The sequence below is a fragment of the Granulimonas faecalis genome (genome assembly GCF_022834715.1).
In the GTDB taxonomy this organism is placed as follows: Bacteria; Actinomycetota; Coriobacteriia; order Coriobacteriales; family Atopobiaceae; genus Granulimonas; species Granulimonas faecalis.
In genome coordinates this window covers 816,269-841,783 of sequence record NZ_BQKC01000001.1, presented here as the reverse complement: position 1 = coordinate 841,783, position 25,515 = coordinate 816,269, and the positions used below count along the sequence as shown (strand labels likewise).

Genomic DNA, 25,515 nt, shown 5'->3' with positions numbered 1-25,515 from the left:
GGCTATGCCTCCTCGACGAACGTGAACGGGACCCAGGAGTCGAGGCAGTCCAGGAGACGGGCCTCCGAGTCCTCGACGGTGGCGACGACGTTGCGGGTGCCGTCGTTGGGGATGGGGCGGCGCACGACCTGGAGCTCGCCCTTGTAGCGGCCGCCGCGCTCGTTGACCACCACGACGTCGCCGGGTTCGAGGTCGCGGGTGTCGTGGGCCGGGAAGTCGCGGTCGGCGAAGACGACGCGCGAGGCGGTGCTGCGGAACAGGTAGGGGGAGAGGTCGCCGCGGACGCGGTGGGCGAAGGCGAGCACGTCGCGCTCGGCGTCGCCCACGGAGGGGACCGGGGCCACGGCCATGGCCACGGTGCCGGGCCGGGCAGCCGCGAGGGCGGCGAGCTCGTCGTCGGTGGCGAAGCAGTTGGAGACGAGCAGGTCGTCCACGAGCCCGAGGGCGTACAGGTGGCGCGCCTGGAACGAGACCGGGAGGCCGCGGTGCATCTCGAGGGTGGGCAGGCCGTCCGCGCCGGGCCAGGGGCCGAAGGCGCTGGGGGCCGAGCTGGAGACGAAGGCGGCGAGCCTCACGCCGGCGTCCTTGGCACGGGCGCTCTCGCGGACGAGGAAGTCGAGGCCGAGGCCGGTATAGCGCTGCGGAAAGAAGTTGTGGCAGGCCTGGAGCCGGCCCTTGTCGGCACCGCAGGCGAGGGCGGCCTCGAGGGAGCCGTCGGCGGTGGAGGCGTTGAGCTCGACGACGAGGCAGTGGGGATCGGCGGTCATGGCCGCGACGTCAGGGCCGCCAAAGCCCTCGTCGAGCCGGATGCCGTCGGCGCCGGCCTCGGCGAAGAACGAGAGGTCGTCGGGTCTGGCACCCACACGGGAGAAGACGGCCGGTGCGACGTCGAGGACGACCTCCATGCCGTGGTCGTGGCACACCCGGGAGAGGGCCGAGAACTCCCCCGCCAGCGACGCGCGGTCGCCCTCGGCGGAAAGCAGGCAGCTGAAGACGCGGGTGCACCCGTGGGCCGCAGCCCGCTCCACATAGGCGGCGTTGCGCTCGAAGGAGGCGTGCTCGGGATAGAGCGATATTCCGATGGCCATGGGCCCTCCCCCCCCCCATACGGGCCGGCATCCCGGCGCCGTCGATTTTTGAATCGGTTCAAATATGACTCCATGAATGTACAGCAGGGGGACACCACAGATTTAAACCGATTCAATTCAGACGGCGAGCGGTGGGTAACCAGGCCCAAGCGGCATGGGCCCGGGCCGGCGGGTGCCGGCAGCAGGCGGTTCCTCCTCTCCGCACCTGAACGCGGTTGAGGGCGACTCCCCCGGCGGACCGGCGTCGAAATCTGCCCCCAACCGTGTTCAGGGACGCCGAAATCGCCCCTACCCACGTTCAGGTGCGGTGAAGGTGCGAAGAAGGTCGCCCCTGTTCGCGTTCAGGTGTCGAGAGAGGGGTCCCGGGGCGTCAGGCCTCGAAGCCCTTGTCGTCCGCCAGGCCGGAGCCCGTGGCCGCCGAGACCGCCAGCTGATCGCACCGCTCGTTGAGCTCGTGGCCGGCATGGCCCTTCACCCAGACGTAGCGTACGTTGTGCGGCCTCTCGGCGGCGATGAGGCGCTCCCACAGGTCCACGTTCTTCACGGGCTTCTTGGAGGCCGTCTTCCAGCCGTTGCGCTGCCAGCCGCGGATCCACCCCTTCTCATGGGCGTTCACGAGGTACTGGGAGTCGCTGTGGAGCTCCACCTCGCAGGGGCGCTTGAGCGCCTCGAGGGCGGCGGCGGCGGCCATCATCTCCATGCGGTTGTTCGTCGTGCGCCGGAAGCCCTGGGAGAGCTCCAGCCGGTGCTCCACGCCCGCGGCGTCCACAAAGAGCAGCACGGCCCCGTAGCCTCCGGGGCCCGGGTTGCCGCGGCTCGACCCATCCGTATAGACCGTCACCCTGTCCATCACTGGCCGTCCCCCTCCTCGTCGAGGAACGCGCCGGTCTGGCGGTCCCACAGCATCTCGTAGGCGCCGCCGGCCCCTACGAGCTCCCCGTGCGTGCCGTCCTCCACGACCTTCCCGTCCTGCAGCACCACGATGCGGTCCAGGCTCGCCACGGTGGACAGGCGATGCGCGACGACGATGCTCGTGCGCCCCTCCATGAGCGTGGCCAGGGCCTCCTGGATGAGCCTCTCGCTCTCGGAGTCCAGGGCACTCGTGGCCTCGTCTAGCACGAGGATGGGCGCGTCGGTGAGGATGGCGCGGGCGATGGCCACGCGCTGGCGCTGACCGCCCGACAGCTTGACGCCACGCTCCCCCACCATGGTGTCCATGCCCTGGGGAAGGCGGTCGATGAACTCGAGCGCGTTGGCGCGCTCGGCGGCGGCGCGCACCTCCTCGTCGGTGGCATCAGGGCGCCCGTAGGCGATGTTGTCGCGGATGCTGCGGTGGAACAGCAGCGGCTCTTGCGGCACGTAGGAAATGGAGCGGCGCAGGCTCGCCTGGGCCGCCGCCGAGACGTCCTGGCCGTCGATGAGGATGCGGCCGCCCTGGAGGTCGGCCAGGCGCAGGAGCAGCGTGGTGAGTGTCGTCTTGCCCGAGCCGCTGCGGCCCACGAGGCCCACCCGCTGGCCGGCGGGCACGTGGAGCGTGAAGTCCGAGAAGACGCGGTCCTCGTCGTCGGCGTCAGGGTAGTGGAACGTGACGCCCTCGAAGTCGATGGCCCCCTCGGTCACCTCGAGGGCCGGCGCGCCGGGGGCGTCGGCCACGAGCAGCGGCTCGCCCAGGGCCACCGTGAGGTCGTAGGCGTCGCCGAAGGCGCGGTTGAGCGTGGAGAAGGTGGACGACAGGCGGTTGAACTGCATGGTGAGGCTGTAGGTGTAGTTGAACATCATCACGAGCACGCCCGGCGTGACGCCGAACCACGCGTTGCCGCCCGCCACGAACACCGTGCACGCGGCCATGATGAGCACGATGATGGAGCTCGTGGCAGCGCCGCAGCGGATGTTGGCGCGCATGCGGCGGGAGTCGGCGGCGCGCACCTCGCGGCTGGCGTCGTCGAAGCGCCCACGCTCGTAGTCCTCGCGGCCGCTCGTCTTGACGGCCATGATGTTGGTGACGGCATCGGCCAGCTGGCCCGAGAGCCGGTTGCCCGCCGCCGCGGCCTCTGCATTAGCCGGCAGGATGCGGCTGTAGAGCCGGTAGACCACGCACACGTAGACCACGAGGAACAGCGAGAGCACGCACACGTACACCGGGACCTCCGCCGCCAGCAGGCCGATGGTGAACACCACGGCCGAGCAGATGGGGATCACGGCGTACTGCAGGCAGTCCATGAGGGTGGTGTAGGCGCCGCAGAAGCGCTGCACCTGGGAGACGAGCGACCCGCCGAACCGGTTGGCGTAGAACGTCATGGACTGGTTGGAGAGTGTGTCGAAGGCCTGGGTGGTGAGGTCGTAGGTGGCCAGGATCTCGACCTTGGCGGTGAAGTAGTCCTGCAGCTTGGAGCAGGCCTGGCCCACGGCGTTCACGGCCACCAGCGCGGCCATGACCGGTCCGAACACCGGCAGGACGTCGGCGGCGGCCGTTCGCCCCTCGCTCACGCGGTCGATCACGAGGCCCATGAGGTACGGGTTCATGTAGGAGAGGAAGAACACGAACCCCAGGCTCGAGAGCACCGCGCCCACGAACCAGGGCAGGTGCCTGGCGGTGACGGCCCAGTAGTGGCGGAGGGTCTGCCGGGTGACGTCGGACGAGACCTTCAGGTTGGGTGACGCGGCGCGCACGGGCGCTCCTTTCGGTCGCGGGCCGAGAAGGCCCCACCTGCCGGGACGGCGGGCGGGGCCTGGCCCTGCAGGGATGCGGGCGGTGCGGGAGGGACCGGGGCCTAGGCCTCCGGGCACTCCAGGAACGCCTTGTAGCCGCGGTAGGCCTCGAAGACGTCGGCCTTGGAGACGACCTCCCAGAGGGAGTGCATGGACAGCACGGCCACGCCGGAGTCGATGACGTCCATGCCGTAGTGGGCCATGAGGTAGGCGATGGTGCCGCCGCCGCCCGCGTTCACGCGGCCGAGCTCGCAGGTCTGGAACGCCACGTCGGCGCCGTCCATGATGGCGCGCACCTGGGCCACGTACTCGGCGTCGGCGTCGTTGGAGCCGCTCTTGCCGCGGGACCCCGTGTACTTGTTGAAGCAGAGGCCGCGCCCGAGGAACGCGGAGTTCTTCTCCTCGAAGCGGTCGGCGTAGGCCGGGTCGAAGCCCGCGGAGACGTCGCTCGAGAGCATGCGGGAGTTGGCCAGGGCGCGGTGCAGGCGCAGCGACCCGCCCTCGCCGGCGAGCTCCATGAGCTCGGCGACGGCGTTCTCGAAGTAGAGGGCGTCCATGCCGGTGGCGCCCACGGAGCCGATCTCCTCCTTGTCCACGAGCAGGCAGGCGGAGGTGCGGCGCGGCGCCTCGACGTCGAGCATGGCGCGGAGGGACGTGTAGGCGCACACGCGGTCGTCGTGGCCGTAGCCCAGGATCATGGAGCGGTCGAAGCCCATATCGCGGGCGGGGCCGGCCGGGACCACCTCGAGCTCGGCGGACAGGAGGTCCTCCTCCTCGATGCCGTAGCGGTCGCCGAGGATCTGGAGCAGCAGGCCCTTGACAGCCTCTCCCTTGGCGTCGTCATCGTCGCCGGAGCCGTCCACGAGGGGCCGGCCGCCCACGATGACGTCGAGCTTCTCGTGCTCCACGGCCTCGGCCATGGGCTTCTTCATCTGCTCCTGGGCGAGGTGGATGAGGATGTCGGAGATACAGAACACCGGGTCGGCGGGGTCCTCGCCCACGACCACGGGCACCACGGAGCCGTCCTTCTTGGCCACGACGCCGTGGATGGCCAGGGGCGTGGCCACCCAGAGGTTGGCCTTGAGGCCGCCGTAGTAGTGGGTGTCGAGGAAGGCGAGGTCGGCCTTCTCGTACACGGGGTTCTGCTTGACGTCCAGGCGCGGGGAGTCCACGTGGGCGCCCAGGATGTCCATGCCGGCCTCGATGGGCTCGGTGCCCACGCAGAACAGCGTGAGGGCCTTGCCGCGGGTGTTCACGTAGAGGCGGTCGCCCGGCTTGACGGCGCGGCCGGCGGCCACGGCGTCGGCGAGGTCGGTGTAGCCGGCGGCCTCGGCCAGGCGCACGGAGGCGGCCACGCACTCGCGCTCGGTCTTGTTCTCCGAGATGAAGGTGCGGTAGTCGGCGGCGAGGGACTCTAGGTCGGCGAGCTGCCTGTCGTCGTAGCGGTTCCAGGCGCAGGGACGTTCCATGGTGGGTGCCTTTCTCTCTGTGCTCGACATTAGGTGGCAGGGGCGGCCTCCCCCGTCCTGCGGGAGGCCGCCCCGGGTGCGATGCGGTGTGGACGCCCTAACCCGCCAGGTGGCGGGCCGTCTCGGCCGAGATGCGGCGGGGCTGCTCGAGGCCGTCGACGGACTCCTTGGTGACCTCGACGCGCACGACGTCGGGCTCGGAGGGGATGTCGAACATGGTGTCTTGGAGGGTCGCCTCGCAGATGGCCCTGAGGCCGCGGGCGCCGGTGCCGCGCTCGAGGGACTTGGCGGCGATCTCGGTCAGGGCGTCGGGCTCGAAGTCGAGCTGGACCCCCTCGATCTCGAACATCCGCCGGTACTGCTTCACCAGGGCGTTCTTGGGCTCGGTGAGGATGTCCACGAGGTCGGACTCCGTGAGCTCCTTGGTGTTGGTGACCACGGGGATGCGGCCGATGAACTCGGGGATGAGGCCGAACTTGTGCAGGTCCTGGGGGCTCACCTGGGCCATGAGCTCGTCCTCGGACTCCTCCGTACGGGTGCCCAGGTCGGAGCCGAAGCCGATGCCCTTCTTGCCGATGCGGTCGGCCACGATCTTGTCGAGGCCCACGAAGGCACCGCCGCAGATGAACAGGATGTTGGTGGTGTCGATCTGGATGAGCTCCTGCTGGGGGTGCTTGCGGCCGCCCTGGGGAGGCACCGAGGCCACCGTGCCCTCGAGGATCTTGAGCAGGGCCTGCTGCACGCCCTCGCCCGAGACGTCGCGGGTGATGGAGAAGTTCTCCGCCTTGCGCGCGATCTTGTCGATCTCGTCCACGTAGACGATGCCCACCTGGGCGCGCTCGACGTCGCCGTCGGCGGCGTTGATGAGCTTGAGCAGGATGTTCTCCACGTCCTCGCCCACGTAGCCGGCCTCGGTGAGGGTGGTGGCGTCGGCGATGGCGAAGGGCACCTCGAGGAACCGCGCGAGGGTCTGGGCGAGGAGCGTCTTGCCGGTGCCGGTGGGCCCCAGAAGCAGGATGTTGCTCTTGGCGAGCTCCACCTCGCCCTCGCCGTCGTCGGCCGCGGCCGCCGCGCCAAAGGACAGGCGGTCGTCCGCCGGGGCGGTGACGGGGGCGCCCGTCATGATGCGGCGGTAGTGGTTGTACACGGCCACCGCCATGGCGCGCTTGGCGTCCTCCTGCCCCATGACGTACTGGGACAGCTCGTCGTAGATCTCGTGCGGGGTGGGCAGCTCGTCGATGAGCATGCCGGCCGGGGACTCCGGGCCGTCGAGCTGCTCGGCCTCGTTGATGATGTCGGAGCAGGTCTCCACGCACTCGTCGCAGATGTAGACGCCGTCGGGCCCCTGGATGAGCTTGTCCACCTGGTCGCGGCTCTTGCCGCAGAACGAGCAGTGCAGCTCGCCGTCACCGTTGCCCTTCTCGAAGTCGCTCATAGGCTAGTCCTCGCTCGCGTCTGCGCGGCTGGTGATGACCTTGTCGACGAGCCCGTACTCGAGGGCCTCCTGGGCGCGCATGTAGTTGTCGCGCTCGGTGTCGGCCTCGATGCGGTCGAAGGGCTGGCCCGTGGCGTCGGAGAGCATCTGGTTGAGGTGCCTGCGCAGGTAGCTGGTCTCCTCGGCCACGATGCGGATGTCGGTCTGCTGGCCCTGGACGCCGCTGGAGGGCTGGTGGATGAGTACCATGGAGTTGGGTAGCGCGAAGCGCTTGCCCTTGGCGCCGGAGGCCAGGATCATGGCGCCCATGGAGGCGGCCATGCCCACGCAGATGGTGGAGACGTCCGGCTTGATGTAGTTCATGGTGTCGATGATGCCCAGGCCGGAGTAGATGTCGCCGCCCGGCGAGTTGATGTAGAGGGCGATGTCCTTGTCCGGATCCTGACTCTCGAGGTGCAGGAGCTGGGCGATCACCAGGCTGGCGGAGTTGGGGTCCACCTGCTCGCCGAGGAACACGATGCGGTCGTTGAGCAGGCGGCTGTAGATGTCGTAGGAGCGCTCCCCGCGGGGGGTCTGCTCGATGACGTAGGGGATGTTCGGGATGTTGGTGGGCCTGTGGGTCATGTCGCACCTTTCCTCCCGATAAGGCGGTCGGGCGCCCCGGACCGGGGCCCCCGACCGCCATGACCGGGACTGTCTTAGTTGTTGGCGCGCTTCTCGGCAATCTCGTCGACCTCGGTCACCTGGGCATTGTCGAGCAGCCAGGAGACGGCCTTGGAACGACGGATGGTCTGGCGCACGGCGGGCATCTGGCCCGACTCGGCGAACTCCTTCATGGCCTTCTTCACGGCCTTGTCGGAGTCGTAGACGTCGGAGAACTCGGCCTTGACGTCGTCGTCGGTGACCTCGATGGCGAGGTGCCTGGCCAGGGCGTCGAGGGCGATGGACTGACGGGCGTGCTCGGTGGCCTGGAGCTGGAGGTCGGCCAGGAGCTGGTCGATGGTGATGTGGCGCATCTGGAGGAAGGAGTCCACCGTCTGACCCTGGGCCTGGAGGTCGGAGACGAACTGGCGGGCGATCTCGTCGTGGACCTGCTTGACGTAGTCCTCGGGCACGGTCTCCATCTCGAGGCGCTTCTCAAGCTCGGTGACGGCGCGCTCCTCCTTGAGGGCGGGCAGGTTGCGGTCCTTGTCGCCCTTGATCTCGATGGACACGGCGTCGCGCAGGGCGTCGAGGCCGTCGAAGCCGAAGACGTCCTTGGCGAAGTCGTCGGTGAGCTCGGGCACGACCTTGACCTTGATGTCGTTGACCTTGACCTTGACCTTGACCTTGACGGTCTGGGCGTCGTCGCCCTCGCCCTGGGTGAACTCGACCTCCTTCTCGTCACCCGGCTTCATGCCCACGAGGGCCTCCTCGAGGGCCTCGGGGAGCATGCCGGCCTCGGTGGCGAGCATGCGGTTCTCGCCGGCGAGACGCTCGCCGTTCTCGATGTCCTCGACGTCCACGTTCACGAAGTCGCCCGAGACCACGGCGTGGTCGCCGTCGGCGTCCTCAAAGCGTGCCTGGTAGCCCATGAGGACGTCGAGCTGCTGGTCGATCTCGGCGGTGGTGGCGTCCGCCGGGGGCATAGAGATGGCGACGGGGTCGTAGGAGCTGAGCTCGGCCTCGGGGATGAGGTTGACGGTGACCTTCACCGTGTAGTCCTGCTTCTCCTGGGCGGACTCGAGGTCCTCGCCGAAGTCAACGTCGCCCACGGGCACGACGTCGAGCTCGTTGAGCACGAGGGGCTCGGCGGCGGAGAGCAGCGCGTTGGTGGCGTCGGCCATCACGGCCTCGCGGCCCACGGCGGCGTCGATGACGGGGCGCGGGGCGCGGCCCTTGCGGAAGCCCTGGAAGTTGTAGCGCTTGGCAATGTCCTTATAGGCCTTGGCGACGGCCTTGTTCACGTCGTCGGCGGGGATGGTGACATCTGCGGAAAGCTTGGAATCGACGGGATCCCCTGCGGTGACGGTGATGTTCAACGTTCCTCCTGAAAAGTCTTTGCCGCGCCATGCGGCTACCCGGGTGCCAGAATGCACCTAGCTTCACGGAGGTACATTGTGCGCCAAGTGGACGCCAACGTCAAAAAAGGGGCGGCCGCTCCACAAAGGGCCCCGGCCGCGGCGGGCCCCCGGTAAGCGCCGGGGGCCGGGTGCGCAGATGGTGCGGGCGAGAGGGCTCGAACCTCCATGGACAGGGTCCACTGGAACCTAAATCCAGCGCGTATGCCAGTTCCGCCACACCCGCATGCAAGGGCATTCTAGCAGAGCGGCCCCCAGAGCCCCTGCGCTCCCGAGCCCCGCACGAACCCCTGTGCCTGAAAGCGATTGAGGGCGCCCCTATCCGCTTTCAGACGGATAGGGGCGCTGAGGAAACGTCCTTGTCTGCGCAGGCCTAAACAATGCCCTGGGCGTACATGGCGTCGGCCACCTTGAGGAAGCCGGCGCAGTTGGCGCCCACCACGAGGTTGCCGGGGGCGCCGGCCGCCTCGGCCGCCGCCGAGGCGGTGGCGTAGATGTTCTCCATAATGCCCTTGAGGCGGGAGTCCACCTCCTCGAAGGTCCAGGAGAGGCGCTCGGAGTTCTGGCTCATCTCGAGGCCCGAGACCGCCACGCCACCGGCGTTGGCCGCCTTGCCGGGGCAGAAGGCCACTCCGTTGGCGATGAGGTACTGGGTGGCGTCGAGGGTGGTGGGCATGTTGGCCCCCTCCCCCACCACCTTGCAGCCGCTGGCCACGAGGGCCTCGGCATCGTCGATGAGGAGCTCGTTCTGGGTGGCGCAGGGCAGCGCGACGTCGCACGGCACGGACCATACGCTGCGGCCCTCGTGGTAGGTGGCGCCGGGACGGGCCTCCACGTAGGCGGTGAGGCGCTCGCGGCGGCGCTCCTTGACGTCCTTGAGGAGCTCCACGTCGATGCCGTCGGGGTCGTGGACCCAGCCGGAGGAGTCGGAGCAGGTGACCACGGCGGCGCCGAGGGCCTGTGCCTTCTCGATAGCGTAGATGGCCACGTTGCCGGCGCCGGAGACCACCACGGTCTTGCCCTCGAGGGAGTCGCCCTTGTCGGCGAGCAGGGTGTCGACGAAGTAGACGAGGCCGTAACCGGTGGCCTGGGTACGGCAGAGCGAGCCGCCGAAGGAGAGGCCCTTGCCGGTGAGCACACCGGAGAACTGGTCGCGGATGCGCTTGTACTGGCCGAAGAGGTAGCCGATCTCGCGGCCGCCCACGCCGATGTCGCCGGCGGGCACGTCGGTGTCGGGACCGATGTGGCGCTGGAGCTCGGTCATGAACGACTGGCAGAAGGCCATGACCTCGCGGTCGGACTTGCCCTTGGGGTCAAAGTCGGCGCCGCCCTTGCCGCCGCCCATGGGCAGGCCGGTGAGGGCGTTCTTGAAGATCTGCTCGAAGCCAAGGAACTTGAGGATGCCGAGGTTCACGGACGGGTGGAAGCGCAGGCCGCCCTTGTAGGGGCCGATGGCGCTGTTGTACTCCACGCGGAAGCCGCGGTTGACCTGGACCTTGCCGTCATCGTCTGTCCACGGCACGCGGAACATGACCACGCGCTCGGGCTCCACGATGCGCTCGAGCAGGCCGGTGGCCTCGTACTCGGGGTGGGCGGAGACGGCGGGCTCGATGGACTCCAGGACCTCGGTGGCGGCCTGGACGAACTCGGGCTGGTCGGCGTAGCGGGTCTTGAGCTCGCCGACGACACGCTCTGTATAAGACATGGGGCTCCTCTCGAAGCAAGGCTTGGGGCCTGGCAAACGCTTATCTGAGCATAAGGAGGGGTCAAATGGGCCCGCGGCAGCGCCCGGCTTCCGGTAACAGGATGGATACGGCGGCCGGGCGCCGGCGGCCGCGCTATACTCATGGACCTGACGGGGCGTGGCGCAGCTTGGTAGCGCATCTGCTTTGGGAGCAGAGGGTCGCTGGTTCGAATCCAGTCGCCCCGACCAAAAAACCGCTGGTACTCGGTTCATATCGGGTATCAGCTTTTTCTTGGTCCGCAAACGGTCCGCAAGATGGTCCGCAAACTTGGGCCGGGATGCGGCGCCGGGAGCCCACGGGGGCCACCCAGAGGGGTACAGTGGGGCCGTTCCTTCACGTCGTTGTGAGGGACGTTGGCTAGGGGTCTGGTCGGGAAACCGGCCAGGCCCCGCCGTGTTTCCGGGCCCCCATCGAGCGCCCACGAGAAGGGGCCCGGGCTTTTGTGCCCGGGCCCCAGTGCCAACGCCTTCCGTGCCTGTCCTCGCCTACGATGCGGCCGCCAGCGCCCGCGCCACACAGGCCCTGAGCGCCCCCAGCTCCCCGGGGGCCACCATGAGCCGCCCCGGGCTCGCGTCCTCCATGATGCGGCAGAGCGTGCCCAGGGCCTCCGTCTCCGCCTCGTGGGCCTCCCAGTCGGTCGCCTCGTGGACCACCTTGGCCCTCTCCACCGCCAGGGCCGCCAGGTTCAGGCCCTCGGCCGTGCACACGCCGCCCCTCGCGGCCACGCCGTCCAGCACGTCCAGCGCCCCAGCAATGGCCCCGGCCGCCCCGGCCCTGAGGTCGCGGTAGGCCACGCCGATGCCCGCGCCCCTCGGCACGGCCGCTCCAGTCTCTGTTGTCATGGGATTGTCCTTTCATGGTCGTTGTTTACAGGAACGTTGGCTAGTTCAGAGGGTACCGCACCGGGCGGCCGCCGTCCCCGTGGATGCCCCTGGGCGTCCCCAGAGCGCCCCTGAGAGGCGCGCCACGGGCACCCGGGCCCTCCGATTGCCTCCCGGGGCGCGCCGGGCCCCCGCGCGGCCCCTAGGGCGCCTTGGCGAACGGGTCCACGCCCGCCGCCGTGGCCGCCCGGCAAAGGGCCTCGGCGGCCCGTATGCGGGTCGCATCCGTGGCGAAGTAGCCGCCCGCCGCGTAGGCCCTGAGCACGGCCACCGCCTCCCGCGCGCCCTGGGCCAGGTCCTCGGCCACCTCGGCTCCGGCCGCGTCGAGCACCCGCGCCCTCATGGCCCCCAGCTCGGCCCTGAAACCGTCGTCGGCCGCTATGGCCCGCGCAGTGCGCCCCGGTATCCCGGCCTCGGCGGCCGCCTCGGCCACGCTCGCGCCCCCGAGCATGGCCAACATGAGCGCGTCGCGCCTCCCCTTCGGGGTCCTGTCTCCACTCGGCATCGTCCCCACCTTCCCGGCCCCTGTTGGCCCTCCATGGCCCGGCCTCGGCGGCCGGGCCAAGCTTCGCCCGTGCTTCCTGTCGGGCCTCGCCCGTAGCTCGCCCGTAGTTCGGGCGCCCTCACGCGTACTCGCTGAACATGCAATGGGGGCCGTCGAGGTCGAGGGATATCGGGCGCTCGCCAGTCTGGGCCCCGCACCGGCTCTTCGTCACGTGAAGGTCCACGGCCCTGTGCCCCGAGGTCCCCGCGCCTTCGTCTGCTGGGATCAGTTGCATCACCGTCTCGGCGTCATATTCGATGTCCCCGCTGTTGCGGCCACCCCACATGGTCGGCTTTCCGTCCTTCAGAGCCGCCCGGTTCATCGAGGAGAGGCAGAGCGCGGGCACCCGGGCCTCCTTGGCCGCCGCCGTGACGGCCTTCGACGCCCTCGTGACGGCTTGGAACTGGTCGCTTGGCTCTTGGCCCTCGGGCCACGCAAGCCGCTGAAGGTAGTCCACGACCACGAGCGACACCCCCATGGCCGCCGCCTCGCGTATCACCGCGCACAGGCCGGGCACGGTCACCGCCCGGCCGCCGTCGGCCAACACGAGCCCCGGCGCGTACTTGGCCAAGGCCGCGAGCGCACGCGTGCCAGCGTCCTCGCCCTCGGGCCCGCAAGCCGCGCCCATGGCCTCCCACCGGCTCCAGGGGAACCCCTGTAGGGGCTCGCCGTCGGCCCCCGCCGCACCCATGGCCGCGAGGCACGAGCAGAGGCGGGCCAGGCACTGTTGGCGGCCCATCTCCGCGCTCACGTAGAGCACCCGGCCGCGTCCCATGGCCACCTTCAGGGCCACATCGAGGGCCAGCGCGCTCTTCCCGGCGCCGGGCATGCCCATGAGCACGTGCACGCCGGGGCAGGGGCCCCCGCCCTTGAGGGCGTCGAGGGCTTCGAACCCCGTCGGGGTCACCGGGGGCGGGTTCCGGTAGGCCTTGAGGTCGCGGGCCGCGTCGCCGAACTCCATCGTCCACAGCTCCCAGTTGCCGCCCGTCTCGCTCTGCTCCATTTCGTCACTCTCCCATCGGTCGAGGGCCCTCGGCCCCGGGGGCGGCCCTCTATGGGCCGCCCCCTTTCGTACCTTCGTATAGGGGTTCTCGGTTCAAGCACCCTTTAGTGCTCGGTTCAAGAACCCTTTGGGCTGTAAGGGTTCTCGGTTCAAGCACCCTTTGAGGCCTGAATCCCTGTCGGTCTGATAGGGCTTCAGGCGCGTCACGGGTCCCGGCCGCGCTCCCCTTCCGGGAGCCGCCACGGCTTCAGGTCGCGCCCCGTCGGCTGGGGGTCGGACCCCTCGTGGCGCTTGGCTGGGAACCTGTAAGGGATGCCTGGGAACATGCGGTATTCGGCCGCCCGCCCCTTGTGGGCGTAGCCGATGGGCTCCAGGAACCCTCGGCCTTTGAGGCGCGCCACGGCCTGAACGCGCCTCCGCTCGCCCCAGCCGAGGCGCTCGCACAGCTCGGCGGCCGGGTAGCCCGCCACCCATCCGCCGCCCGGCTCGGGCCTCATGCGCCCACAGAGGGCCGCCACGGTCAGCACCTCGCTAGCCGAGCACCCCGCGCGGGCCATGGCCTCCAGCCATGGGTTCGGGGTCCGGCTGAACCCCTCTCCCCACTCCACGGGCCCTCACGCGCCGCTCTTGAGCTTGCACACGTCGCCCAAGGCCTCGCCGTTGAGGCGAAGCACAGCGCGACCCGCCGGGTTCGGGCATAGGTCGACGGCCTTCCTGAACGACACGAGCGCGTGGTGGGGGGAGCGGAACCGTATGCTCGGCGGGTAGCCCATGGCCATGACAAGCGCCTTCCGGGCCGCACGCTCGGCGGCCCCGTCGCCCACCGCGAGGGCGCATTGCGGGAGGGGGTAGGACACGGCCCCCCGCTCGCTGAACATGATTTGGTACTGGGCCCTCATGTCATCGCGGCACATGGGCCCCCAGTGCGCCGCGAGGGCCCTTTCCCGGGCCGTCATAGGGAGCCGCCCCGGGCCACGAACTCGGTCAGGTTGACGCGCCACACCCTGCGCACCTTCACGGCCGGAATCTCGCCGTTGCGCACCATGCGGTAGACGGTCGCCTCGGTCACCCCGAGAACATCGGCCGCCTTGGCCACGGTCACGAGTGCCGGGGTATCGGGAGCGGCCACGGCCGCCCCGTCCTTCATGATTTCGATTGCCATTTTGTTGCCCTTCGACGTGCCTTTGGGTCACGCCGTGCGCACGGACAACCGGACTGTACACTCGCCCATAGGTACTCGCGATTCTGCACGAAATATGCCCCGAAGCCCCTTTTTCGGGGTCTCGGGGCATATTATTCCGGGGGTTGTCACTCCTCGTAGTCTGCTGGGGTTTGTCGGGGAACGCTGAGGGCCTATTTGCCTTGAGAGGCTCCCTTTGCCGTCTCCACAAGGACACCACAAGCTAACGAACGGCCGGTGACACCGCCCGATAGCGGTCCGTAAGAACCCCCTCCCTCACGGCCCCCAGCTGTTCAGGGTCCGCGCCATCCCGAACCAGCTCGGGGTCCAACGTGAGGAGCCGCGCGTATTCGACCAGCCGCCGCAAGCCCTCGGCCCCCAGGCATGCCTCGGCTTGCTCTACCAAGGCCTCATACTCCGCCTCCTCCGAAGTTCCCACGAACCAAGGAGACGGCCGCCTGATGCGGCCCTCTAGCCAACGGTCGAACCCGTCGAGGTCCCCCGCCTGGTCGGCCCTGGCGCATACCGCCGCTAGGATATGGCGCACCTCCTCGGCTCCCATGCGTCCGGGGTTCTGCCTGTGGTCCGGGGTCACTCCAATCTCTCTGAGCCCCGCCATAGTTCCGAACCCCCACGGCTTCGACACCTCGCACCACTCCATGCGCCGGGGGTCGTGCCGGCCATCGCCGAAAACAACCTCCCCCAACGGGCTTTCTCCCCAATCGAGGTCTGGAGGGTTGGCCATAGTTCCGGGCTTTCTCTCGTGCCTCTCTCCATCGGTTCCCACAAGGAACCCCGCAAGAGATTCGATGCCTTCGACTCCTAGCCACCCGCAACTGTCAGCGGCCCTGTTCAGCACGCCCAAGACGTGGCAACGAGGGTCACCGCCCGTGCTGAGCACATCGCCGCTCATGATGAAAAACGGCCTTCACCGGGTCGTTTGTCGACAAACAGCGTCGAAAAACACACTTCCAGCTTTACATAATGTACGTTATACGAGATTGCGCCGGGTATCGCCCTCATACGGCCTCCCCCCTCGCCCTGAATGGCACAGCCGCGCCCTCGGGGGCCCTCATGGCGCCCTCCACGAGCACGGCCGCCCGCCTCTTGGCATCCGGGTCGGCGCTTGCGTACGTGTTGAGGGTCATTGACACATCCGCATGGCCAAGGTTGCTCGCGGCCGTCTTCACGTCCCCGCCGGCCGCAAGGTAAAGCGTCGCCCATGTATGCCTGAGGTCGTGGAACGTCGGTATGCGCCCCTCGGTGCCCCGGATGCCCAGGGCCCCCGCAAGGGTCGCCCACTGCTTCCCGAGGAGCTCGGGGCTCATGAACCGGTCCCCGTACCCGAGCACATAGGCCGTCCGTGGGAGCACGGCCCCCGCGGCCCTGTAGGCCTCCTCCATGAACGCTCTCCAGTCGGCCAGCGCCGCCGCGAGGCTCGGCGGGAGCGCCACGTCGCGCCCCTTCCCCGTCTTGGGATCCTTCACGTAGCCGCCCTTGCCTATGGAACGCCTTACCCAGAGCACCCCCGCCTCGGGGTCGATGTCGGCCCACCTGAGGCCGCACACCTCGCCGCGCCTGAGCCCCGTGTAGAGGGCCACGCGGGCCCCCACCGTCACGGGCGTAAGCTCCATGGCGTCCAGGGCGTCGAGGAGCCTCGTGCGCCCGTCGAGGTCCAGGGCGTTGATTCCCTCGTGCACCGGCCGCCTCTTGGGCGGCCTCACCGCGTCGAGGGGGTTCCTTTTGATTAGGTCGAGGGCGCACGCCTCCTTCATGGCTTGTTTGAGGAGCCTGTGGCACTTGCCCACGGTCGAGGAGCCGAGGCCGCTCGCCGTCAAGTCGGCCTCCCACGCCTGAACCTCAGCCGCCGTGAGGTCGGCCACAGTCACGCCCGTGAACCGGCGTCGTATGTGGTTGACGGTCGTGCGGTAGCCGCTCGCCGTCGAGGGCTCTATGGCCCCCGAAGCCTCCAGGCGGTCAACCATGCCCGCCACGTAGTCGGGAACCTCTGCGCGAGTCCCGAGCGCGTCTGTACGGGCCTCGGCCTCGCGCTCGGCCGCATCCTCCATCTCCGCCCTCCACGATGCCAGCTCGCGACGTGCCTCGGTCTTCGTGGCGGCCTTGAGGGACCGGGAGCACTCGCGCCACCGGCCATCCCCGTCCTTGAACTTCAGATAGCCAGTCCATCCCTTGCGCCCCTTCCTGTCCTTCAGAAACGCGCTCTGGTACTTCATGGCAACCCCCTGGTCCGCAAGATGGTCCGCAAACTGGTCCGCAAACTTGGTGAACGTCGGTACCTAATGGGCTCACTCTATCCCACATAATCGCTGTTATTCAAGGTCTACAGCTCTAATGGTCCCTATCGGTACTACCTAGCACGTATCATTTGGGAGCAGAGGGTCGCTGGTTCGAATCCAGTCGCCCCGACCAGAAGACGCACGGGCGTCGGGTCCATGGCCCGGCGCCCGCTCTGCCCTTCATGGGCCCACGCGGCCCGCCGTAGGCTATACTGCTTGTGTTTGCGGGCGTAGTTCATCGGTAGAACCTCAGCCTTCCAAGCTGATGAGGCGGGTTCGACTCCCGTCGCCCGCTCCATACGACAGACCCAGGGCGTCCCGGCAGCGGGGCGCCCTTTCTCGTGGCCCGGCTGTCCCAACACCCGGACACTTTTGTCCCAATGGTCGGGCACTTTTGTCCCAACTGTGGAGGACGGAGGCACCCGCCCCCCCGACGGCAGCCACAGCCTTCCCGTCCCATCAGCAGCGCAATAGAGCGAGTGACAGATGGGCCAGGCACCGCTGTCACACGTCACACGCCGCGGCGCCCACGCAAGACATGCCAAGCCGCCTTTTCCGGGCGCCCGGGCAAACCCGCCCGGCAGAGACGGCGCAGACGGGTAGCATGGGGCGTGTGCCACCGGCGCAACACTCGGCCCACCGACCCGGAGCAACCATGACCCAGAGCAGACTCGGACGCACCCTCGTGATCGCCAACCCCGCCGCCCACAGCGGCAAGGGGGCCGGCGCAGCGGACTTCGTGGAGCGGTTCCTCCAGAGCTACGACAACGCCACCTCCGGCTTCAAGGTGGTGCGCACCGAGAAGCCCGGGGACGCCCGCAGGCACGCGTCCAAGGCGGCCGGCAACGACACGGTGATCGCCCTCGGCGGCGACGGCGTGATCCATGATGTGGTGAACGGCCTCATGGCGGTGCCCAAACCCAAGCGCCCGCGTCTGGGCGTCATACCCATGGGGTCGGGCAACGACTACGGCCGCACCCTGCACATGGCCCTCAACGACCCCATGGCGAGCCTCGGCCAGGTGACCAACGGGACCCCCGTGGCGCTGGACCTGGGCGAGGTCAACGGCGAGTACTTCTGCGAGACATGCTCCTTCGGCCTGGACGCCGCCATCGCCCTGGACACCATGGGCACGCGCACCAAGAACGGCCTCGCCGGTACCAGACTGTTCGCCAAAAGCGGCTACCGCATCCTCTCCGAGCACAGCGACGGCTGGCACTACGAGATGCGTGTGGACGGCGGCCCGCGCAAGGAGGGCCGGGAGATCATCTTCGCCTGCCAGGTGGGCCCTACCTACGGCGGCGGGTTCAGGGTGTGCCCGGAGGCCTCCCCCGTCGACGGCAGGCTGGATCTCTGCCGCAACGTGCGCATCCCGGGCAGGGCCGCGACGCTCGCGCTGTTCACCGGCGCGCGCTTTGGCATGCACGCCGGCTCCGACGCGGTGGAGATCGCGCCGTTCTCCCGCATTCGCGTGGAGTTCGACGAGGAGCCCCCGGCCCAGGTGGACGGCGAGCCGCTGCACGGCAGGGTGTTCGACGTGCGCTGCGAGCCCAGCGCACTCGAGGTGCTGGTGCCCAACTCCTTTGAGTGGCACCCCGATCCGGTGACGGTGGACAAGCCGAGCGTGACCGAGGGGCTGCTCGGCTCCAAGCTGGCCGGCAAACTGCGGGGCGAGTAGGCCGGGCGCGACAAGGTACCGGACCGGTGCCGGCGGTGGGTCTCGGCGGTGGGGCTCGGCGGCGGAGCTGGCGGCGTTGGCCGGTGTACGAGACCGCGATTCCAGGTCGGTTCCGAGGTCTCCCGGCTCGCCATCCTCGTCCAGAACGGCCTGAAATCGTGATTTCAGGCCGATAAGGACGGCCGCTCGACCAAAGACACCGTCTGCGACCGCGATTTCCGGACGCCGCAGGCGGCAAGCGCGGCCGGACGGCGCAGGCCCTCCCCCGCTGCCGCTATGATGGGGGCCAGGGAGAAAAGGGAGGGACGCACCATGGTAGAACGCCAGTCGGCCATCGACATCGTCTGCGGCGCCTACGACCGCCTCCCCGGTACCGAGGCCAAGGTGGCCGACTTCGTGGTGCGCAACGTGAGCCGCGTGCCGTTCCTCTCCGTGCGCGAGATAGCCGAGAGCAGCGGCACCTCCGCGGCCACGGTGTCGCGCTTTGTGAGACACATCGGGTTCGACAGCTTCTCCGACCTCCGCATGACCATCGCTGCGGAGGAGGGCGAGGGCGCGGACGGACCCAAGACGCCGGCCGCCGCGTCTGTCTCCACCGCGGACGTGTCGGGGTCGCTCGAGCTCATCCTCGAGACCAAGGTCTCGGAGCTCCGCGCCACGGCCCGCGGGCTCGACCCCGCCGTCGTCTCCCGGGTGGTCGACCTCGTCCAGAACGCCGACTCCGTGGTGTTCGCCGCGGTGGGCAACTCCATCCCCGTCTGCGCCAACCTGGCGTTCAAGCTCGGGCAGATCGGCGTCCGCTGCCAGTGCCCCGCCACCACCGAGTCCATGATCCTGGCCTCGCTCTCCCTCCGGCCCACCGACGTGCTCGTGCTCGTCTCGTCGTCCGGGTACTCGCGGCGCCTCGAGACCATCCTCGACAACGCGGAGGACAGCTCCACCCCCGTGGTGCTCGTCACCTCAAACCCCGCCGCACCTTTCGCCCCGCGCGCGGACTGCGTGCTCCACACGGTGTCGCGGGACCACGCCCTCTCGAGCAGCCAGTTCTCGTCGCACATCTCGGCGGACTTCGTGGTGGAGGCGCTCTTCCTCCTCGTCATGACCGGCCGCAGCCAGGCGCTCGAGCACGCCCGCATGGAGCACAAGTCGCTGGGTCGCGACAAGATGTCGACGCCCACGATGAGCTGATTCCCCCTCTTTATCACTAACTGAATACAATCCAACGCTCACCGGTTGAAACCTACCGCTGGCGGTCCTCAGGCCCGTTCTGAGACGTTGTTTCATTCTCTTCTGCATAATGAAACACAGTTTCAGCAAGCACACAGGGCCACCCGGCCCAAGGACCGTTGGAGGGAGAACCATGAAGATCGTCGGAATCTGTGCCTGTTGCAGCGGGATCGCCCACACCTACATGGCGAGGGAGGCGCTCCTGAACGCGGCGGACGACCTCGGCGTGGACATCCACATCGAGACCCAGGGCACCATCGGCGTGGAGAACGAGCTCACGCCCGAGCAGATCGCCGAGGCCGACGCCGTGCTTCTGGCCGTGGACGTGCACGTCGAGGGCCGCGAGCGCTTCGAGGGCAAGCGCGTCATGGAGATCCCCACCGACATCGCCATCAAGGCGCCCCGCCAGGTGCTCAAGAAGATCCAGGCGGAACTCTAGGAGACCGCCCCGACCCTTACCTTCCCGTACGAGAAAGGCCCACCATGGCTTCAAAGAAGATAAAGGTCCAGTTCAAGCAACCGGTCCTCACCGCCATCAGCTACCTTTTGCCCCTCATCGTCGCCTCCGGCCTCCTCATCGCCATCGGCAACCTCTGCGGCGGCAGCAACGTGGAGAGCCTCGAGGGTATGACCGTGCCCGACGCCCTCACCACCGTCGGCGTCTTCGGTATGGGGCTCATCCCCGCGTTCATCTCGGGCTACATCGCCTACACCCTGGCCGACCGCCCCGGCCTCGCCCCCGGCTTCCTCATGGGCATGATCGCCTCGTTCCTGGGCACCGGCTTTTTGGGCGGCCTCATCGGCGGCTTCATCGCGGGCTACATCGCCCTGGCGCTCGTGACCTACCTCAAGGTCCCCAAGTGGGCCCAGGCACTCATGCCCATGATGATCGTGCCCACGATCACCGCCATCCTCGGCGCCCTCATCATGCTCTTCGTCATCGGCGAGCCGGTCATGGCCCTCACTCAGGCCCTCAACGACTTCATCGTCGGCCTCGACCAATCCGCCAAGCTCGCCTACGGCTTCATCATCGGCTTCATCGGCTGCATCGACTACGGCGGGGCCATCTCCAAGGTCCCCAACCTCATCTGCGACGGCCTGCTGGCCGACGGCATCATGGAGCCCGAGGGCATCAAGGTGCTCGCCGCCATGGTCCCGCCCTTCGGCGTCACCCTGGCGTGGCTCTTCTCCAAGTGGTTCCACAAGCCCATCTTCAACAACGAGGAGGTCGAGAACATCAAGGTGGCCTTCCCCATGGGCCTCTGCATGATCTCGGAGGGCGTCATCCCCATCGCCATGAACGACCTGGTGCGCACCGTCTGCGCCACCTCCATCGGCTGCGGCGTCTGCGGCGCCATCAGCTTCTTCTTCGGCAACGCCAGCCCCGTGCCCTCCGGCGGCGTCTTCGTGATCCCCGCCATGAGCGAGCCTCTCGTGGCCGTGCTGGCGCTGCTCGCCGGCACCCTGGTCACCGGCACCATCCTCTTCCTCCTCAAGAGGCGCATCGACCCCGACGCGGTGGACATCGACGGCAACTTCGAGGAAGAGGAGCTCGACCTCTCCGAGTTCAAGCTCTCCTAACCAGGCACCATCCCGGCGGCCCCGTGGCCGCCGGGTATTCCCTACGGACCCATACCGTTTGAAACGCAAAGGAGTACCACCCATGCTCGTCAACATGAAGCAGATGCTCTCGGTGGCCAAGGACAACCACTTCGCCGTGGGGGCCTTCAACATCAGCGAGTCCAACCTCGTCCGCTGCGTGGTGGAGGCCGCCGAGGCCAACGACGCCCCCGCCATCATCGCCGTGCACCCCACGGAGCTCGACTACTGCAAGGACGACTTCTTCAAGTACGTCATCGCCCGCATCTCCAACAGTCCTGTGCCCTTTGTGCTGCACATGGACCACGGCGACTCCATCGAGAGCTGCATGCGCGCCATCCACGACGGCTTCTCCTCCGTCATGATCGACGGCTCCTCGCTGCCCTTTGAGGAGAACGTGGCCAAGACCGCCGAGGTAGTCCGCTACAGCCACATGGTGGACGTATCGGTGGAGGGCGAGCTGGGCACCATCGGCGACACCGGCACCTCCATCGAGGGCGGCATGACCGAGGTCATCTACACCGACCCCGCCAAGGCGGCACAGTTTGTGAACGAGACCGGCATCGACAGCCTGGCCGTTGCCATCGGCACCTGCCACGGCCTCTATCCCAAGGGCGTGACGCCCAAGCTGCGCATGGACGTGCTCGAGGAGATCACCCACGTGGTGGACGTGCCCCTGGTGCTGCACGGCGGCTCGGGCAACCCCGACTCCGAGATTGCCGAGGCCGTGCGCCTGGGTATCGCCAAGGTCAATATCTCCAGCGACTACAAGAGCGCTTTCTTTGAGAAGGCCCGCGAGGTGTTGAGCCGCGAGGGCTCGGGATGGGACCCCAACAACCTTTTCCCGGAGTGCATCGACGCGGCCAAGCAGGTGCTCACCCAGAAAATGGAGCTCCTGGACAGCTGTGGCAAGGCCGCCATCTACCGCGCCCAGTGCACGCCGCAGTGGAGGCAGGCACTGGTGTAGGGCAACCCGCCGACACCACGACTACGAGAACGGCCCCGCACGCAGCTGCGTGCGGGGCCGTTCTGTGTGGCAGAGACAGGAGAGGAGCGTGGCGCCGGGCGACGGCCCGGCCGGGAGGGGCGCGACCGCGGCCCGTCCCCCCCTGCGCCTGAAAGCAGCTGAGGGCGCCCTCAATCGCTTTCAGGCGCCGGGGGGGGGGACGGCGGGAGAGGGGGCAAGGAGGGGACGGGAGAGCCCCTCCCTAGCGCGTGCGGGTCCAGCGGCCCGAGGCATCCACCCAGTACCGGCCCACCCAACGGCTGGTGGCCATGGCGCCGGAGCCGGTGAGGTAGTAGTCACCCACCCAGCGGTCAGAGGCCATGCGGCCCGAGGCGTCGCTCCAGTACCAGTCCCGGCCCACGCGGTACCAGCCGGTGAGCATCTTTCCAGAGCCGTCCAGGTAGTACCAGGAGCCGCCCTCCTTGAGCCACCCGGTGACCATGGCCCCGGAGGCACTCAGGTAGTACCAGGACCCTCCGTCGGCTACCCAACCGGTGGCCATGCGGCCGCTGGAGCGGTCGAAGAAGTACCACTTGCCGCCGTCCTTGAGCCAACCGCGGCCCATGGAGCCCACCGGGCCGTAGGGGCTGCCGGATCGGCGAAAGATGTACCAGAAGCCGCCCTCCTTCAGCCAGCCGATTCCCATGGAGCCCTCTGGCCCGTAGGGGTTTTCCTTCCCCCGGAATAGGTAGCGCTGGCCGTCGACGTCCTGCCAGCCTGTGCGCATGTAGCCGTCGGCGCCCAGCCAGTAGGTCTGGCCGGCCGCCCTCAGCCAGCCGGTCTGCCAGGCCGAGCCGGTGGACCAGCGTTGCCCGCTGCCCGCGGCCACCCAACCGGGCCGGCCCTTGGCGATGGCGAAGGTAGCGTTCACGGTGCCGACGTAAGAGCCTTTGCCCACAACGACAACCTTTGCCGTGCCCACATCCACATTATTCTTGTAGCTCACGGTGTACCCGCTGGCAGGCACCACGACGTTGCCAGCCTTCACGATGACGACGGGCGTGTGGGCACCGCCGTTCCAGGTGCGCGGCCCTCCCTGCACCTCCACCGAGGTCAGCTTGGTCGCGACGGGCTTCTCGGGCTTGGTCGGTACCTGCGGCTTCTCGGCAGCGGTGCCCACGTCGCGCCAGCGCAGCGAAGCCGCTCCCCCACCCACGGAAGCCACGTAGACGCGGGTCCCGGCCGCTACGGCGCCCACGTTGTCAGAGGAGCCCACCACGCGGGAACCCACCTGCCCCCAGGTGCCCAGCTTTGACGGCGATGCCTTCCACACGGTCACGGCATTGCCCGACTGCGCAGAGACGGCCAGGTAGAGCGAACCGCCGCTCGCCGCAAGCGACCCTTCGAGGGCGGCGGGCACCGAGGACGGGAGCGCCGTATAGACAGGCGTTCCTGACGGGGCCACCGACACCATACCGCCCGAGCCGTCCTGCCCCTTCACGTGGAGGTACCCGGTCTGCCCGACAAAAGCCGAGCTCAGACCGTTGGCCGCACCGGCGTGGCTCCAGACCTTGGTCCACAAAGAGCCTGAGAGACGCCACAGGCCCGTGGAGGACGCCGAGAAGTCAGACACGGCCACAGCGGGCACACCGCCGACGTCGACAACTGCGAGCGCCGCAACGTACCCGCACGGGACCTTGGCCCCCACCGTCGCGAGACGGGAGCCGTCCAGGCGGTATGCCTGCACGCCACCATCTTCCACCAGCACGTACGCCGTGCCGCCCACCACGGCCACCTCGCCGGCGTTGCCGGAGCCCGTCACCGAGGCAACGGAGGACCACGGGCCGGAGCCGGTCTGGCGATACAGCGTGAAACGGTTGGGCGAGCCATAGGCCACGGTGAGCACGTAGCGCCCAGAGCCCGAGGCGGCAACGGCCTTGAGGTCCTGGCCGGAGGCCACTGCGGCAAGCGAGCTCCACGAGGTCCCGTCAAAGACCGCAGCAGACACCTTGGAACCGCTGCCAACGCCCGTCTGCACCGCTTGGAGCACAGAGGGGCCGCTGGCCGCGACATCGCTGGCCACAACGTTGGTCGAGGGCAGCGGGCAAGCGCCGGAGCCGTCGGTGGCCCGGGTCCAGAGCCCGGCGTCGGCCGAGGAGGGTTTCGTCACGGCAAAGGTCACCGAATTGTCGGTCTGACCGGTCACCCGCACCACAAGGCCCGAGTTCTGGCCATCGGACAGGGTGATGGCGCCGTCCTCGAGACCCAGAGAGAGATCCTGCGACCCCAGGCTCTCGCGGCCGCCCAAGCTCAGCTGGCAATGACGTATGTCGCCGGCACCGTTGCCGCGGGGACCGCCTGTCTCGCCGGAGCGGAACAGGTACACGTAATCCTTGTCACCCTTGTTTCCCTCGGGCTTGGCGACTGGGTTCACGCGATACACGAGCAGGCCGGAACCGCCGATGGTCATGAGCGAGCCCTCTTGGGAGGTATCGAGGGCCGAGAGATCGGCGATGTCGGTATTTGCGCGACGGTACTCCAGGACAAAGTACTCGCTGTCGGAGAGGGGCGAGCGCACGGCCACGGCTTGGCGGCCAGAACCAGGGGCCGCCAGAGTGTAGGTGCCGGCGTCCACGGTGTCGAGAGGGAGCCAGCCGCAGTCGGCCCGGGTGATCGCCAGCGGCCACATGAGCTTGGAGCCGCCATGCTGAGCCATGATGTCCCACACGCCCACGGGCATGTTGCTGCCCTGGCTGATCTCGGCAGAGCCGCCGCGATAGAGGTCGCGGGCGCCAAAGACATGGAGCGTCTCGTGGGCAACGGTGCCCACGCCCGCAAGATGCGTGGTGTCCACCAGCGTGTAGTCGAACGCCCGCACGCCCGAAGAGCCCAATGATGCCGGAGCCCCCAGGTTGGAGCGACGGGGCCAACAGGCGTCGCCCACCTGCGGCACGGAGGAGCCCGTCTCGGGCACCACGAGCACGTTGTCCGCCAGGCCGTCGCCGTTGCCATCGAGCACGGAGGCGTCAAAGGCAGGATAGGCGGCCGAGAAGGCCTTCACGGCGTCGGCCGCAATGGACTCGGAGGCGCGGTAAGAGCCTCGACTTCCGGGCAGCGTGAGATAGGCCACGCGACCGGTGGAGGCATCGTACTGGGGAGTGACAGAGGCCAAGCGGCACTGGCCCAAAGAGACGGTCTTGATGTAGCTGTACAGAGTCTGAAGTGTTGTCTTGGAACTTACCTCGCCGTTGAGGTCGCGCAAGAAAGATTCGTATTGGGTGCGGTAGGCACCACCGTAGGGGTAGGCGGCGTTGAGGCCGGTGGCACCGTCGCCGGTGGCATCGCCTGCAAAACGAACCACAAGCACCAGCTGGCGGCGGTTGGCGTCGGCTGGCTCGGGCGTCGTCTGCGCCAGCGCCGGTCGCGGCGCAAGCAGCATCAATGCACATAGAACAACGGCGACGCCGACAAAACGGCGCCAAGCACGCGGGGTGAATCGGTTCATGGCGGCTCCTGAAATGCGGGAGATGACGAGTCGTTCCTCGATAGTAAACGAAAGGGAATGTTTCATACACATTACCTGACCTACTGGGCCATTTTCATGCTCACGTCATGTATTCAGGGGACCTGATTCGCTTCGCAAAAACGGGGCCG

The 25,515-nt window shown here is 68.4% G+C and carries 22 protein-coding genes and 3 tRNA genes; 7 read left to right on the top strand and 18 right to left on the bottom strand.

The window, feature by feature from the left end:
- Positions 1-2: 2 nt before the first annotated feature.
- The 9 genes from OR600_RS03830 to gdhA all read right to left on the bottom strand — a co-directional run bounded on the left by OR600_RS03830 (position 3) and on the right by gdhA (position 10,466).
- A complete protein-coding gene (locus OR600_RS03830) occupies positions 3-1,088 on the bottom strand; it encodes a DUF871 domain-containing protein (RefSeq protein WP_251164249.1) in 1,086 nt (361 codons plus the stop codon).
- Between the two features lie 370 nt (positions 1,089-1,458).
- Entirely contained in the window at positions 1,459-1,938 is a 480-nt protein-coding gene (rnhA, locus tag OR600_RS03825) for a ribonuclease HI (protein ID WP_135977672.1), read from the bottom strand.
- A complete protein-coding gene (locus OR600_RS03820) occupies positions 1,938-3,758 on the bottom strand; it encodes an ABC transporter ATP-binding protein (protein ID WP_135977673.1) in 1,821 nt (606 codons plus the stop codon). The genes rnhA and OR600_RS03820 overlap by 1 nt, the downstream gene beginning before the upstream one ends.
- A gap of 101 nt (positions 3,759-3,859) precedes the next feature.
- Positions 3,860-5,266 (bottom strand): aminopeptidase, encoded by a 1,407-nt coding sequence (locus OR600_RS03815; protein WP_135977674.1) that lies wholly within the window; start codon positions 5,264-5,266, stop codon positions 3,860-3,862.
- Positions 5,267-5,363: 97 nt separating this feature from the next.
- Positions 5,364-6,701, bottom strand: coding sequence for an ATP-dependent Clp protease ATP-binding subunit ClpX (clpX, locus tag OR600_RS03810; RefSeq protein WP_135977675.1), 1,338 nt, complete (start codon positions 6,699-6,701; stop codon positions 5,364-5,366).
- A gap of 3 nt (positions 6,702-6,704) precedes the next feature.
- The gene (locus tag OR600_RS03805; protein ID WP_265590701.1) at positions 6,705-7,325 is read right to left on the bottom strand and encodes an ATP-dependent Clp protease proteolytic subunit; all 621 of its coding nucleotides are present in this window, start codon (positions 7,323-7,325) and stop codon (positions 6,705-6,707) included.
- 74 nt (positions 7,326-7,399) lie between these two features.
- Positions 7,400-8,722 carry a trigger factor gene (tig, locus tag OR600_RS03800; RefSeq protein ID WP_265590700.1) on the bottom strand — a complete coding sequence of 441 codons (1,323 nt, stop codon included), beginning with the start codon at positions 8,720-8,722 and terminating at the stop codon, positions 7,400-7,402.
- Between the two features lie 179 nt (positions 8,723-8,901).
- A tRNA-Leu gene (locus OR600_RS03795) sits at positions 8,902-8,987 on the bottom strand.
- 147 nt (positions 8,988-9,134) lie between these two features.
- On the bottom strand, positions 9,135-10,466 hold the full coding sequence (gene gdhA, locus OR600_RS03790; protein WP_265590699.1) for an NADP-specific glutamate dehydrogenase: 1,332 nt from the start codon (positions 10,464-10,466) through the stop codon (positions 9,135-9,137).
- 151 nt (positions 10,467-10,617) lie between these two features.
- Here gdhA and OR600_RS03785 point away from each other — a divergent pair.
- A tRNA-Pro gene (locus OR600_RS03785) sits at positions 10,618-10,694 on the top strand.
- A gap of 297 nt (positions 10,695-10,991) precedes the next feature.
- On the opposite strand, the gene OR600_RS03780 is transcribed toward OR600_RS03785, so the two are convergent.
- The 8 genes from OR600_RS03780 to OR600_RS03745 form a co-directional block, all read right to left on the bottom strand.
- Positions 10,992-11,348 carry a hypothetical protein gene (locus OR600_RS03780; RefSeq protein ID WP_265590698.1) on the bottom strand — a complete coding sequence of 119 codons (357 nt, stop codon included), beginning with the start codon at positions 11,346-11,348 and terminating at the stop codon, positions 10,992-10,994.
- A gap of 181 nt (positions 11,349-11,529) precedes the next feature.
- The gene (locus OR600_RS03775) at positions 11,530-11,892 is read right to left on the bottom strand and encodes a hypothetical protein (protein WP_265590697.1); all 363 of its coding nucleotides are present in this window, start codon (positions 11,890-11,892) and stop codon (positions 11,530-11,532) included.
- Between the two features lie 118 nt (positions 11,893-12,010).
- Positions 12,011-12,934, bottom strand: a complete 924-nt coding sequence (locus OR600_RS03770; protein WP_265590696.1) for a DnaB-like helicase C-terminal domain-containing protein — start codon at positions 12,932-12,934, stop codon at positions 12,011-12,013.
- Between the two features lie 203 nt (positions 12,935-13,137).
- Positions 13,138-13,491: a hypothetical protein gene (locus OR600_RS03765; RefSeq protein WP_265590695.1), complete on the bottom strand. Its 354-nt coding sequence runs from the start codon at positions 13,489-13,491 to the stop codon at positions 13,138-13,140.
- Positions 13,492-13,548: 57 nt separating this feature from the next.
- Positions 13,549-13,848 (bottom strand): hypothetical protein, encoded by a 300-nt coding sequence (locus OR600_RS03760; RefSeq protein WP_265590694.1) that lies wholly within the window; start codon positions 13,846-13,848, stop codon positions 13,549-13,551.
- A gap of 38 nt (positions 13,849-13,886) precedes the next feature.
- Positions 13,887-14,096, bottom strand: a complete 210-nt coding sequence (locus OR600_RS03755) for a helix-turn-helix domain-containing protein (RefSeq protein ID WP_265590693.1) — start codon at positions 14,094-14,096, stop codon at positions 13,887-13,889.
- A 241-nt stretch (positions 14,097-14,337) separates the two neighbouring features.
- Positions 14,338-15,027: a hypothetical protein gene (locus OR600_RS03750; RefSeq protein ID WP_265590692.1), complete on the bottom strand. Its 690-nt coding sequence runs from the start codon at positions 15,025-15,027 to the stop codon at positions 14,338-14,340.
- 106 nt (positions 15,028-15,133) lie between these two features.
- Positions 15,134-16,348, bottom strand: coding sequence for a tyrosine-type recombinase/integrase (locus tag OR600_RS03745; RefSeq protein WP_265590691.1), 1,215 nt, complete (start codon positions 16,346-16,348; stop codon positions 15,134-15,136).
- 287 nt (positions 16,349-16,635) lie between these two features.
- On the opposite strand from OR600_RS03745, the gene OR600_RS03740 reads away from it, so the two are divergent.
- The 6 genes from OR600_RS03740 (at position 16,636) to OR600_RS03715 (ending at position 21,882) form a co-directional block, all read left to right on the top strand.
- Positions 16,636-16,709, top strand: a tRNA-Gly gene (locus OR600_RS03740).
- A 357-nt stretch (positions 16,710-17,066) separates the two neighbouring features.
- Positions 17,067-18,089 carry a diacylglycerol/lipid kinase family protein gene (locus tag OR600_RS03735; protein ID WP_135977678.1) on the top strand — a complete coding sequence of 341 codons (1,023 nt, stop codon included), beginning with the start codon at positions 17,067-17,069 and terminating at the stop codon, positions 18,087-18,089.
- 312 nt (positions 18,090-18,401) lie between these two features.
- Positions 18,402-19,277 (top strand): MurR/RpiR family transcriptional regulator, encoded by an 876-nt coding sequence (locus tag OR600_RS03730; protein WP_204407850.1) that lies wholly within the window; start codon positions 18,402-18,404, stop codon positions 19,275-19,277.
- A 172-nt stretch (positions 19,278-19,449) separates the two neighbouring features.
- The gene (locus OR600_RS03725) at positions 19,450-19,755 is read left to right on the top strand and encodes a PTS fructose transporter subunit IIB (protein WP_251164248.1); all 306 of its coding nucleotides are present in this window, start codon (positions 19,450-19,452) and stop codon (positions 19,753-19,755) included.
- A 44-nt stretch (positions 19,756-19,799) separates the two neighbouring features.
- Positions 19,800-20,897, top strand: a complete 1,098-nt coding sequence (locus OR600_RS03720; protein ID WP_135977681.1) for a PTS fructose transporter subunit IIC — start codon at positions 19,800-19,802, stop codon at positions 20,895-20,897.
- Between the two features lie 82 nt (positions 20,898-20,979).
- Complete coding sequence (locus OR600_RS03715) at positions 20,980-21,882, top strand: ketose-bisphosphate aldolase (RefSeq protein ID WP_204408298.1); 903 nt, start codon at positions 20,980-20,982, stop codon at positions 21,880-21,882.
- A gap of 241 nt (positions 21,883-22,123) precedes the next feature.
- Here OR600_RS03715 and OR600_RS03710 read toward each other — a convergent pair whose 3' ends face one another.
- On the bottom strand, positions 22,124-25,366 hold the full coding sequence (locus tag OR600_RS03710; protein ID WP_251164246.1) for a hypothetical protein: 3,243 nt from the start codon (positions 25,364-25,366) through the stop codon (positions 22,124-22,126).
- Positions 25,367-25,515 lie beyond the last annotated feature (149 nt).